Source organism: Thauera mechernichensis (assembly GCF_029588855.1).
Classification (GTDB): Bacteria; Pseudomonadota; Gammaproteobacteria; order Burkholderiales; family Rhodocyclaceae; genus Thauera; species Thauera mechernichensis.
Genome location: NZ_JARQZE010000012.1, coordinates 21857 through 34077, shown reverse-complemented (window position 1 = coordinate 34077; position 12221 = coordinate 21857). Strand labels below are relative to the sequence as shown.

Sequence of the window (12221 nt, the reverse complement as noted above, 5' to 3'; positions counted from 1 at the left end):
ATGCTTCGTCACCATGCCTTGGGCTGCATCTTCTTCGATGTCATTCACCGCCGAGACCTGCGTCGCCATGCACACGGGCGACCGCAAGGAACAACAGGACCGCGTGGGCCTTTTCGGGCATCCGACCAGGCCCGGCATGATGATGGCCGTGCTCGCCGACGGCATGGGGGGGCACAGCGGTGGTGCCATGGCCGCCGAGCAGGTGCTGTTGCGCGCACGGCAGAACTTCGAGGCCTACGCGCCCCTGCACGAAACCCCCCAGCACCTGCTCGGCAGCGTGATCGACGAGGCGCACACGGTCATCAAGCTCACCCGCTTCACCAGCGAGCAGGATCCGCACAGCACAGCCGTTGTCTTCATGCTCCAGCAAGGCAAGGCGTACTGGGCGCACTGCGGTGACTCGCGCATCTACCATTTCCGCGGCGTACGCACGGTGTCGCGCAGCGCAGACCACTCGCTGGTGGGCGAGCTGCAGCGCAAGGGGCGCCTGGACGAAGCCGGCGCCCTCAACCATCCTCAGCGCAACGTGCTGCTCGCCTGCCTTGGCAGCGAGCGCGAACCGCGCATCGAGTACGGCAGCGAAGAGGCGCCCGTTGCCGGCGACTGTTTCCTGCTGTGCTCCGATGGTCTGTGGGCCTACTTCAGCGATACCGAGCTCGCTTCGACGCTGCAGGAGCTGGCGCCGCGGGCGGCGGCGGAGCGCCTGATCGCGCTTGCGCGCCAGCGCGCCTGCGGCAGCGGCGACAACATCTCGCTTGCCATCATCAAGCTCGTTCCTGCCGCGCCCAAGAGCGCGCTGCCGCCGCTGCGCTGACCCATTGCAGGGCCTTGCCGCGCTGCGAGCGCGGGGCCCGCTCCCCCTTCTGGTGCATTTGGATGATTGCATAGGCCGCGAATGCCGTTAATATGGCTTTCGTGTCGGCCCCATGCGCCTTGAGCGCGGGGCAGGGAGAGATCAACAATAGGGCGGCCGACGCGTCTTTCGATTGCAATTTCATACTGTTCTACAGGGAGGACTACGCCCATGCCTCTGGTCATCGGAGTGCTAGCGGAGACCCATCCCGGCGAGCGACGCCTGTCCGTCGTGCCGGATGTGGTCAAGAAGTATCAGGGCCTTGGCGCCCAGGTGGTGATGCAGAAGGAGGCGGGCAAGGCCGCGCACTTCCGCGATACCGATTTTGCCGATGTGAGCTTCGTCGATAGCGCAGAAGCGGTTGCTGCCGCGGCCGACGTGGTGCTGTGCGTGCAGGCCCCGCCGGCCGCCATCATCGGTGCCATGAAGCCGGGCAGCGTGCTGTGCGGCATGCTGCAGCCGTGGGCGAGCGCCGAGCGTGCGCAACAGCTCATCGACGGCCAGATCAGCGCGTTTGCGCTCGAGCTGCTGCCGCGCATCTCGCGCGCGCAGAGCATGGACATCCTGTCGAGCCAGGGGGCGGTCGCCGGCTACGAGTGCGCGCTGATCGCCGCTGACCACTCGCCCAAGTTCTTCCCCATGCTGACCTACGCCGCCGGCTCCATCCGCCCGGCCAAGGTACTGGTGATCGGCGCCGGCGTGGCCGGTCTGCAGGCGATCGCCACTGCGCGCCGCATCGGTGCCATGGTCGAGGCCTATGACGTGCGTCCCGAGACGCGCGAACAGATCGAGTCGCTCGGCGCCAAGTTCGTCGACACCGGCGTGTCGGCTGCGGGTACGGGCGGTTATGCGCGCGAACTCACCGACGAGGAAAAGGCCAAGCAGGCCGAACGCCTGGCCAAGGCCGTGGCGCAGTGCGACGCACTCATCACCACCGCGGCGATCCCGGGCAAGAAAGCACCCAAGATCATTACCGCCGACATGATCGCGCGCATGAAGCCGGGCGCCGTGGTCGTCGACATGGCGGCCGAGACCGGCGGCAACGTCGAGGGCACGGTCGCCGGCGAGAAGGTGTGGATCAACGACGTGCTCGTGATCGGCCCCACCAACATTCCCAGCCGCATGCCGGTGCATGCGTCCGAGATGATCGCCAAGAACCTGTTCAATTTCATCTCGCCCTTCGTCAAGGACGGCGCACTTGCGCTCGACTGGCAGGACGAGGTGCTCTCAGGCAGCTGCCTGACGCATGCGGGCGAGCTTCGCCACGCCGGCGTCAAGGCCGCGCTGGGCCTGTAAGGAGGACACGCCATGGATGGCTTTACCGCGCTGTACATCTTCGCGCTGGCCGCGTTCACCGGATACGAGGTGATTTCGCGCGTGCCGGTGATCCTGCATACCCCGCTGATGTCGGGGTCCAACTTCGTGCACGGTGTCGTGCTGATCGGCGCCATGGTCGCGCTCGGTCACGCCGACCCGGAAGACCCGGTGCAGCTGGTGATCGGCTTCTTCGCCGTGTTCCTCGGTGCGGCCAATGCCGCCGGTGGCTACATCGTCACCGAGCGCATGCTGGGCATGTTCAAGGCCGGCGGCCGCAAGGAAGGGGGTGCCAAATGACGTCTAACTGGTTCGTGAGCATGGCGTACTTCATCGTCGCCGTGGTCTTCATCCTCGGCCTCAAGGCCATGGCCTCGCCGGTGACGGCGCGCAAGGGCATCGTGTGGGCGGGCTTCGCCATGGTCGGCGCGACCGTGGTGACCTTCTTCATGCCCGGCCTTAACAACGTTGGCCTGATGGTGCTGGCGATCGTGCTCGGTGGCGGTGCCGCCTGGTACAGCGGCAAGATCGTCAAGATGACCGACATGCCGCAGATGGTCGCTATCTACAACGGCATGGGCGGCGGCGCGGCGGCGGGCATCGCCGCGATCGAGCTGGTGCGCGGCGTGCAGCACGACGCCATCACCTCGACCCTGCTTGCGCTGGGCGCGATCATCGGTGCGGTCGCCTTCTCCGGCTCGTGCGTGGCCTTTGCCAAGCTGCAGGGCCTGATGAACAAGGCGATCCGCCTGCCGCAGCAGAACAACGTGAACTTCTTCCTGACCTTGCTGACCTTCGGCGTGGGCCTGACCGTGGCCTACTCCGATTCGCCCGGCGGCTTCGAGATCTTCCTGTTCTTCGTGCTCGCGCTGGCGCTCGGCGTGGTGCTGGTGATGCCGATCGGCGGCGCCGACATGCCGGTGGTGATCTCGCTGCTGAACGCCTTCACCGGCCTGGCGGTGGGCTTCAAGGGCTTCGTGATCGGCAACCCGGCGCTCATCGTGGCCGGTATCGTGGTCGGCGCCTCGGGCATGCTGCTCACCCAGCTCATGGCCAAGGCGATGAACCGCCCGATCAAGAACATCATCTTCACTCCGCTCACCGGTGCGGCGGCCGAAGGTGGCGAGGCGGTCGAAGGCACGATGCGCGAACTGTCGTCGATGGACGCGGCGGCACTGATGCGCTACGGCCAGAAGGTCATCATCGTGCCGGGCTACGGCATGGCGGTGGCCGGCGCCCAGCACAAGGTGTGGGAGATGGCGCAGCTGCTCGAGGAGGGCGGCGTCGAGGTGGTGTTCGCGATCCATCCGGTCGCGGGCCGCATGCCGGGCCACATGAACGTGCTGCTGGCCGAGGCCGGCGTGCCCTACGACAAGATCTTCGACCTCGACGAGATCAACGCCGACTTCGCGCAGGCGGACGTGGCGCTGGTGATCGGCGCCAACGACGTGGTGAACCCGGTGGCGCGCACCGACAAGTCGAGCCCGATCTACGGCATGCCGATCCTGAATGCCGACATGGCGCAGAACGTCATCGTGGTCAAGCGCGGCAAGGGTGCCGGCTACTCGGGTATCGAGAATGCCCTGTTCTACAAGGATAACTGCCGCATGCTCTACGGCAGCGCGCAGGAAGCCATCGGTGAAGTGATCCAGCACGTGAAGGCGCTGGAGGTCTGACGCGTTCTGCCCCGCCGCCAGTTTGCGGCGGGGTGCTCAAGTCTGACTGGCATCGGGCCGTTACCGGAACCATGTGTTCCCGGGAGCGGCCCGATGCGTTTCTTGCCTCTGTTGATGTCGATGATTCTGATGCTTGCCGCTGGGCAGGTACATGCCCAGGCCGACGGTGCTGCCGGCATCGATGACGCTGCCGTCGATGGGACTCCGGAGGGGGCAGAAACAGCGAATCAAGGCGCCGACGGGCGCGAGCCGCCCGAGTGGCGCAGCACCGCGGGCTACCCATTCCCGGCGCTGGCCGACACGGTGGCGCGCATGCAGAACGTGGCGCACGCCATGCGGCTGCGGGATTACTGCGCCGATCGCCGCGTGTCAGACGAATTCGTGCGTGCCCGCTTGCAGCGCTTCAGTCAGCTCACCGGGCGCGAGGAAACCTGCACCACGCTGCTCGACTACTGAGCGGCGCTGGCCAGGAAAGCGGCGAACTCTTCTGCGCGGAGCGGGCGGCCGAACAGCGGGCCCTGCTGCAGTTGGCAGCCGAGGGCGCAGAGGAAGGCTTGCTGCCCAGGGTCTTCGACGCCGCGGGCGTAGATCTCGAGCCCGAGCGTGGTCGCCAGGCTGCCCACGGCCTCGACGACGGCCTCGCTATCTTCGTCCTTGCCTACGCCGCGGACGAGGGCAGGGTCCAGTTTCAGGGCCTTCACCGGGTAGCGGCGCAAACGGGGTATCGAAGACAGGCCGCGCCCGAAGTCATCAACTGCAAGGCGGATACCGATCTCGCTCAGGCGGTCCAGGGTTGCGCTCAGCTCGGAGCCCTGTTCTTCCAGGATCTTTTCGTCGAGATCGAGTTCGAGCCGATCGGCGGACAGGCCGGTTGCGCGCAAGGTGACCGCAACGCGTTCGGCGAAGTCGCCGTGGATCAATTGCTCGAGACCGACGTTCACCGTGAGGCGCGGCGGCCTGCCCCCCGCGACCGCTGGCCAGTCATGGGCCAGTCGGCAAGCCGTACGCAGGACCCAGTCGCCCAGGCGAGCGAGCAGGACCGGGTCGCCGATCGCGCCGATGAAGCGTCGGAAGGGCAGCAGGCCGAGTTCGGGGTGCTGCCAGCGCAGCAGGGCTTCGCCTGCCTGGACGATGCCGGTACGTGCATCGACCAGGGGCTGAAAGTGCAGCAGCAACTGATGCTGCTCGAGCGCGTCGCGCAGTCCGCTCTCCAGATAGGCGTCATCGAACCCTGGGTCGTCGGCGAGGACGTCGTAATGCTGATGGTTGTTGCCGCCCAGTCGGCGAGCTTGCTGCAGGGCAAGCCTGGAGTGGCGGAGCAGGGTGTCGAGGTCGCGCCCGTCCTGCGGGAAGAGCGCGACCCCGGCGCTGGCGGTGAGCGCGAGACTGCAGACGCCAACGAGCAGGGGCTGTGCGACGCTGGCGACCAGGGTGCTGGCAACGCGCGCTGCCTGGCTCGGCAGGTCGATCTCCGGGAGCAGTACCAGGAAGCTGTCGCTGCGCTCGCGTGCGACGATCGCCGTCTGTCCTGCCGCTTCCTTCAGGCGATGTGCGAGATGCTGCAGGGCGGCATCGCCGATATGGTCGCCGTGTGCACGGTTGACGGCCTTGAAGCCGTCGATGTCGATGCGCACCAGCGCCATGGTGCCGTGCTGGGCCCGCACGCGGGCGGCGCTGTCGTCGAAGCGCGCTTCGAGCAGGCGTCGATTGGGCAGGCCGGTGAGCAGGTCGTGGCAGGCCAGGTACATGGCCCGGAAGTCGGCGCTGCCTTCGCTTGCCGCAGAGGCACCGCGTGTTGGCTGTATCGCCTTGCGGCTCCTGGATTCCACGGCTGCGCCGGGCTGCGCGGGCGCGCTCAGGATGATGGCGTGGATGCCCGGTCGCAGCCGGGGGGCCGCGATGAACTCGAGAACGCGCTCGCCACCGCCGGGCAGCGCGAAGGCGAGTGTGCCGCGCTTTTCGCCCTGGATGAGCACGCGTGCGCGTGCGGCCAGGAAGGCCTCTTCACTTGGAAACAGTTCGGCGAGCGGGCGGCCTGCAACCTGGCGATAGTCTCGCCCCAGTAGGGTGCAGGCGGCGCTGTTGGCATCGAGCACGACCTCATCGCCGGTAATGACGAGGCCTTCGTCGAGCAACTCGAGCAGGGCGAGGTAGACGCCGGTCTCGGCGCCCTCCGAGAGGTCGGGAACGAAAGCTTCAGTCGTAGTGGGCAGGCCCGGTTTGGGGGGCGTGCCCGGGGGGCGTCCAGATGGATTCACGGGCGGCTTCAGCGTTGAGGTTTCCTGCCTTTACGGCACGACCTGCAGGATACTTGATGCTGTGTCCGAGCCGTGACCGGAAAAGGCCGCGCTGTGGGGGCTATTTTTTGCCCAAGCCGCCCAGGAGCACCGCGATCGGCCGTTTCGGCCGACGCAGCGGGTCGGCTTCGCCTGTGGTCGTGAGCGTGGAAGCCGCCTCGATGATGCCGGTGCCGACGCCACTGGCGGGTTCATAAGGCTTGCTGAAGTCGAAACCGTCGGCAGCGATCGTCGACCGTCCGCGGCGCGCTTGGTGACGCGTGTCGTCGCGGCTGCGTTCGCGGTCACCGTCCCGGCGCTTGTCCAGCGTGCGGGGGGGCGCGATGTCGTGTGCTGCCTCGTCGCCACCACGTGCACTCCCTGGATTGCGTCGACCGCGTTGGCCGCGTGAGCCGGCCTCGTGGAAGTCCGGGTCGGGGTCAAAGCCGGGTACGATCTCCTGGGGAATCTCGAGCTTGATCAGCTTCTGGATCTCGGCCAGCCAGTGCTTCTCTTCTGCGCTGACGAGCGAGATTGCGTTGCCCTGGTGACCGGCGCGGCCGGTGCGACCGATGCGGTGCACGTAGTCTTCGGCGGTGTGCGGAAGCTCGAAGTTGATCACGAAGGGCAACTCGTCGATGTCAAGGCCACGTGCGGCGACGTCGGTGGCGACGAGCACGCGCAGCTTGCCCGACTTGAATGCCTCCAGGGTCTCGGTGCGCTGCTGCTGGCCCTTGTCGCCATGGATGGCGTCAGCCGAGATGCCGCTGCGCTCCAGGAAGTGGGCCAGGCGACCGCACAGCAGCTTGGTGTCGACGAAGACCAGGGCCTGGGTGTCGGGCTTGTGGCGCAGCAGGTGGGCGAGCAGGTTGCGCTTCATGCCCGAGGACACCGGGTGCACCACATGGGTGATGGTCTCCGACACCATGTTGCGGCGCGCGACCTCGATCAGCTGCGGGTTCTTCAGCATCTGGTCGGCGAGCTTCTTGATCTCGTCCGAGAAGGTGGCCGAGAACAGCAGGCTCTGGCGCTGTGCAGGCAGCAGGGAGAGGATGCGCTTGATGTCGGGGATGAAGCCCATGTCGAGCATGCGATCGGCTTCGTCGAGCACCAGCACTTCGACCTGGGACAGATTGATCGACTTTTGCTCGATGTGGTCGAGGAGCCGGCCGGGGGTGGCGATGACGACCTCGATGCCGCGGCGCAGTTCGGCCTGCTGGGGGCGGATGTCGACGCCGCCATAGACGCATATCGAGCGTAGCGGCAGGTGCTTGCTGTAGGTCTTGACCGACTCGAATACCTGCATCGCCAACTCGCGGGTCGGGGCGAGGATGAGCGCGCGCGTCTGGTGGCGGGCGGGCGAGGTGCTGGTGTTGGCGTGGCGGGCGATGCGGTGCAGCAGCGGCAGGGTGAAGCCGGCCGTCTTGCCGGTGCCCGTCTGGGCGCCGCCCATGACGTCGTGACCAGCGATCACGATCGGGATGGCCTGGCGCTGGATGGGCGTGGGTTCGGTGTAGCCGGCGTCGGTGACGGCTTGCAGCAGTTCGGGAATGAGGCCGAGATCGGCGAAACTCATGGGCGCCTTTGCGGAGAGTGCAGCCCCGCTGCAAACGTGCGCGCGACTGCCGGATTGGTAAAGGCCGGATTATACACGGCGCGAAAAATCGTTTACCGCACAGGGGCTTCGCGTCGAGGGCAATTGCATCAAGTGTCGCTTGCCTTGCGGATGCACAGGCATGACCGCCTTCGGAAGCTCGTGGCTCGCGCCGCACCACAGAGGGTGAAGCGCGCCACGGTTCGCGGCAGGGGCGGCGCAAGCCGCGGGCCTTTCGTCATCCCGGGCCTGTCGCCACCTACTTCTTGAGCATCAGGAAGGCGGTGACTTCCTCGCGGTCGTGGTAGAGGTGCTTGATGCGCAGATCGAACGGGCCGACGCTGTTGAGCCGCTTGCGGATGAGCTCGCGGCACTGTTCGACGGCCTCGACGCGGCGCTTCATCGGCAGCTTGAGGTTGAAGACGGCGTAGCGGCAGCGGCCGGTGGCGACCCACTCCGCCATCAGTGAGGCGATGCGGCTGGGCTGCTCGACCATGTCGCACACCAGCCAGTCCACAGGTCGGTGCGGGCGCCAGGTAAAGCCGTCGGCACGCAGGTGCTCGACCATCTCGGTTGCCATCACGGTGTCGCGCAGCGGGCCGTTGTCGATGGCGGTGACGCGCAGCCCGCGCTGTACGAGTTGCCAGGTCCAGCCCCCAGGGGCGGCGCCCAGGTCTACCGCGCGCTGGCCGGCGCGCAGCATGTTGTCGCGCTCGTGGTCGTCGAGCAGCACCATGAATGCTTCGGCCAGCTTCATGGTCGAGCGGCTGGGGGCGCTCGAGGGCATGCGCAGGCGCGGGATGCCCATCGGCCAGGTCGAGCACTGGCCGGGCTGGCCGGCACCGAGCCAGGCGGTGGTGGCGTCCGAGAACAGCACATGGAGCACCGGCAGGCCGGCGCGGCTGGTGCGCAGGCAGCCGGCCTTCTCGAGGGCCTTGGCGAGCGGTTCGGTAAAGCGCTTGCAGAAGCCGGAGCGCTGCTTGGCCTCGTCGGTGTCCGGGGTTTCCAGCATGACGCCGGAGAAACGCTGGCCCGAGGCCTTGACCGCATCGACGATCGGGGTGGCGCGGTCGCGCTCGGGCAGGCCTTCGACGCGTGCAAACCAGGGCAGCAGCTGACGGGCGAAGGTGGCGCGTTGCCAGTCGGTAGCGTTACCGAAGTTGCCGAGCGGCGTCGGCTCGAAGGTTTCGTATACGACGAAACCGGAATTGGGCTCGGCGCGCACGTAGCCGATGAGTCCGGCCTCGGCGGCGAGGTCGTCTAGCTCGGCTGCCAGCTCCTTTTCGAAGCCGGCGCGGCAATAGCCGATGAGGCCGGCGCAGAGCAGGCCGGCGGCGGGGGTGTGCTGGTTCATTGGGCGAGGGCGCGCAGGCGCTGAAGTATGATGGGGCCCGAAGCTTGCATGCCGGGGCGGGGCGCAGCATGGGCCGAGGTCCCGATGATAAGCCGCCGCGGCCTCGGTGGCGAGCCCGCCGCTTTTGGTCGTGTAGTAACGGGTTTGGAAACGACAGGAGAACATGAAGATGCGCGAGATGGTTTACCGGCCCTTGGGCGACAATGGAACGCGGGTGTCGGCGATCTGCCTGGGTACGATGACCTTCGGCGAGCAGAACAGCGAGGCCGAGGCGCATGAGCAGCTCGACTATGCTTTGGCGCACGGGATCAACTTCATCGATGTGGCCGAGATGTATCCGGTGCCGGCGCGCGCCGAAACCAGCGGTGCAAGCGAATCGATCGTCGGCAGCTGGCTGGCACGCCAGGCGCGCGAAAAGCTGGTGATCGCGACCAAGGTGGCTGGGCCGGCGCGCAGCGTGGACTGGATCCGCGGCGGCCCGCTCGCACTTGATCGCGCGAACATCCGCGCAGCGGTAGAAGGGAGTCTGCGTCGCCTGCGCACGGACTATATCGACCTCTATCAGCTGCATTGGCCGGCGCGCAATCAGCCTCTGTTCGGGCAGGGCTTGTTCGATCCGGCACGCGAGCGTGAGAGCACGCCCATCCGCAGCCAGCTCGAGGTGCTCGCCGAGCTGGTCGCGGAGGGCAAGGTGCGCCAGGTTGGCCTGTCGAACGAGTCGCCGTGGGGGGTGATGGAGTTCCTGCGCCATGCGCGTGAGTTCGATCTGCCGCGCGTGGTGAGCTTGCAGAACGCCTACAGTCTGCTCAATCGCACGTATGAGTTCGGGCTCAGCGAGATTGGCTTCCGGGAACGGGTGGGCTTGCTCGCATACTCGCCGCTGGCGTTCGGTCACTTGTCCGGCAAGTACCTCCAGGATCCGGCGGCACGCGGACGCCTGACCCTGTTCGAGAGCTTCGGCGCACGTTATGCAAAGCCCGGAGTGGGCGGCGCCGTGCAGGCCTATGCCCGCCTGGCGGGCGAGTACGGCTTGAGCCTGACCCAGCTCGCGCTCGCCTTCGTCTACACGCGCTGGTGCGTCACCAGCACCATCATCGGCGCCACTACCCTGTCACAGCTGCAGGAGAACGTCGCCGCCTGGGATCTCGCCCTGCCGCCGGAGGTGCTGGCCAAGGTCGAGACACTGCATGCGGTGCATGGCAGTCCTGCGCCCTGAGTGCCGAGCCGCGTGACGCGTGCCTGCGTCCAGCGGCCTCAGCGCGTGGCCGGTGCCTGTGCGGGGGGCTGAGCGGGGCTGCCCGCTGCCGGGGACGCCGTGGCTGCGGACGGATCGGCTGCCGCGGGCGTGCCTGGCAGGGTCGGGAGCTGGGTGAGTTGGGCCGGCACGACCTCGAGCTTGCGTTCCAGCATGTAGTCGTTCATGTCGCGCCAGCCGGCAAACACCGCGGCCTTGTCGGCCGAGGGGTTGAGTGTGTAGCAGTCCTCCAGTGAGCGGCCGGAATGTCGGCAGCCGCTGCCAATGGCGCGTCCTTCCGCTTCCATCCGTGCCGCATCGCGCTCCGGGTTGGGCAGTTCGAGCAGTTCGGCGATCTGATCGCATCCCGTCGCAAGCGGCAGCAACGCGAGCAGCGCAAGGGTGGGCAGGAGCTTGGGCAGGGTGCGACGGTGCATGGTCGGGGCGATCGGAGTGGGCTGCAGGGTAGGGCGTTGAGTGCTTATCGGCAGGCGCGTCGGATACTTGATGCCGGCCCCGCATGTTACATCCGGGGGCACCCGCTTGACGCGCTGGCAACACTATAATCCGCGTGCTTGCGGGCCGTCGGTCCGGGCTTCTCGTCCTGTGTGTCAAGTATATGTATATGAAGCGTTTTCGTGGTTCATTCGGCCCTCTGGCCGCCAGCCTTTTCGTCACCGTCGCGTGCGCGCTTCCGGCGCAGGCCGCGGCCCCTCTGCAAGTGGAGCTTCATCATCGCCTGCCCGAGAGCCGGGTCGGCGCGCTGGCCGACCTGGTCGAGCGCTTCAATGCCCAGTCCAAGGACGTGCGGGTCGTGCTCAGCGACGTCGATTGGCGTGCCGGCAATCCGCACATGATGATTCTCGAAGGCGATGACGAGGAGGAGTTCGTCTCCGGCAAGCCGCGCTTCAAGCCCTTGCATGCGCTCATGCGCGAGAGCGGCGTGGCGCTGCAGGCCGTGCGCCCGCCGGCGATGATGACGCGTACGCCTGTCGATGCCCAGGGGCGTCTGCTGGCCTTGCCGATCGGACTGTCCACGCCGGTGCTCTTCCTCAACCGCGATGCCTTGCGGCGCGCCGGCATGAACCCCGAGACGACGGCCATCTCCACCTGGTTCGACCTTCAGGAGACACTGGGGCGCCTGGCCGATGCCGGCCATACCTGCCCCTACACCGTGTCGGAGCCGGGCCGGGTGATGGTGGAGAATCTCAGTGCGTGGCACAACGAGCCCGTGGCCGCAATGCGTGACAAGCGCGTCGTGCCCAGTTTCAACGGCATGTTCCAGGTCAAGCATGTGGCGATGATGGCGAGCTGGACGCGTGCCCGCTATCTGCATGTGTTCGATCAGCAGGCAGAGTCCGAGCGCCGCTTTGCCAGTGGTGACTGCGCGGTGATTGCCGCCCCCTCGGCAAGCTGGGTGGACTTCCGGCGCAGTGGTCAGGTCGATGTCGGTGTCGTCCGTCTGCCGTATTACGACGACTTCCCCGGTGCGCCGCAGAACACCGTTGCCGACGGCCCTGCACTGTGGGTCTCGGCGGGCAAGAAGCCGACCGAATACAAGGCGGTCGCACGCTTCGTGGCCTTCTGGCTGCAGCCTGAGAACCAGGTCGCGTGGCAGCGCGAGACGGGCTATCTGCCGCTCAATCGTGCCGGCCTGCTGGCGTCGACGAGCGAACTGCTCGGTGATGACCTCGACAACGTCCGCGTTGCGGTCGAGCAGCTCACCAACAAGCCGGCAACGCCGCAGTCTTCCGCTCAGCCTGCGGTCGAGCGCAGCAAGGTGCGTCGTATCCTCGACGAGGAACTGGCCGGTGTATGGGCGGACGAGAAGGCCGCCAAGGAGGCGCTCGATAACGCCGTCATGCGGGCGCAGGGCGGCCAGTAGCGCTTGTGGATATTGCCTGCGGGTACGGGCACTTG

At 67.0% G+C, this 12221-nt stretch carries 11 protein-coding genes; 7 read left to right on the top strand and 4 right to left on the bottom strand.

Going from position 1 to position 12221, the window contains the following annotated elements; genetic code table 11:
• Positions 1–37 precede the first annotated feature (37 nt).
• The 5 genes from P7F68_RS14760 to P7F68_RS14740 all read left to right on the top strand — a co-directional run bounded on the left by P7F68_RS14760 (position 38) and on the right by P7F68_RS14740 (position 4299).
• Positions 38–814 (top strand): PP2C family protein-serine/threonine phosphatase, encoded by a 777-nt coding sequence (locus P7F68_RS14760; RefSeq protein ID WP_002927575.1) that lies wholly within the window; start codon positions 38–40, stop codon positions 812–814.
• Positions 815–1024: 210 nt separating this feature from the next.
• Positions 1025–2149, top strand: a complete 1125-nt coding sequence (locus P7F68_RS14755) for an NAD(P) transhydrogenase subunit alpha (protein WP_002945632.1) — start codon at positions 1025–1027, stop codon at positions 2147–2149.
• 12 nt (positions 2150–2161) lie between these two features.
• A complete protein-coding gene (locus P7F68_RS14750) occupies positions 2162–2467 on the top strand; it encodes an NAD(P) transhydrogenase subunit alpha part 2 (protein ID WP_002945625.1) in 306 nt (101 codons plus the stop codon).
• Complete coding sequence (locus tag P7F68_RS14745; protein WP_002945623.1) at positions 2464–3843, top strand: NAD(P)(+) transhydrogenase (Re/Si-specific) subunit beta; 1380 nt, start codon at positions 2464–2466, stop codon at positions 3841–3843. The genes P7F68_RS14750 and P7F68_RS14745 overlap by 4 nt, the downstream gene beginning before the upstream one ends.
• Before the next feature lie 93 nt (positions 3844–3936).
• Complete coding sequence (locus tag P7F68_RS14740) at positions 3937–4299, top strand: hypothetical protein (protein ID WP_002945614.1); 363 nt, start codon at positions 3937–3939, stop codon at positions 4297–4299.
• Here the strand turns inward: P7F68_RS14740 and P7F68_RS14735 are convergent.
• The 3 genes from P7F68_RS14735 to rlmM all read right to left on the bottom strand — a co-directional run bounded on the left by P7F68_RS14735 (position 4293) and on the right by rlmM (position 9067).
• Positions 4293–6101 (bottom strand): putative bifunctional diguanylate cyclase/phosphodiesterase, encoded by a 1809-nt coding sequence (locus P7F68_RS14735; RefSeq protein ID WP_002945609.1) that lies wholly within the window; start codon positions 6099–6101, stop codon positions 4293–4295. The two genes, P7F68_RS14740 and P7F68_RS14735, sit on opposite strands and share 7 nt — an antisense overlap.
• A gap of 100 nt (positions 6102–6201) precedes the next feature.
• A complete protein-coding gene (locus P7F68_RS14730) occupies positions 6202–7695 on the bottom strand; it encodes a DEAD/DEAH box helicase (protein WP_002945605.1) in 1494 nt (497 codons plus the stop codon).
• Between the two features lie 277 nt (positions 7696–7972).
• Positions 7973–9067, bottom strand: coding sequence for a 23S rRNA (cytidine(2498)-2'-O)-methyltransferase RlmM (gene rlmM / locus P7F68_RS14725; RefSeq protein ID WP_002945598.1), 1095 nt, complete (start codon positions 9065–9067; stop codon positions 7973–7975).
• 178 nt (positions 9068–9245) lie between these two features.
• Here rlmM and P7F68_RS14720 point away from each other — a divergent pair, with 178 nt between their 5' ends.
• Positions 9246–10283: an aldo/keto reductase gene (locus P7F68_RS14720; RefSeq protein WP_277834343.1), complete on the top strand. Its 1038-nt coding sequence runs from the start codon at positions 9246–9248 to the stop codon at positions 10281–10283.
• Between the two features lie 38 nt (positions 10284–10321).
• On the opposite strand, the gene P7F68_RS14715 is transcribed toward P7F68_RS14720, so the two are convergent.
• On the bottom strand, positions 10322–10738 hold the full coding sequence (locus P7F68_RS14715) for a hypothetical protein (RefSeq protein ID WP_002945585.1): 417 nt from the start codon (positions 10736–10738) through the stop codon (positions 10322–10324).
• Positions 10739–10926: 188 nt separating this feature from the next.
• Here P7F68_RS14715 and P7F68_RS14710 point away from each other — a divergent pair, with 188 nt between their 5' ends.
• A complete protein-coding gene (locus P7F68_RS14710; RefSeq protein WP_002945578.1) occupies positions 10927–12186 on the top strand; it encodes an extracellular solute-binding protein in 1260 nt (419 codons plus the stop codon).
• Positions 12187–12221 lie beyond the last annotated feature (35 nt).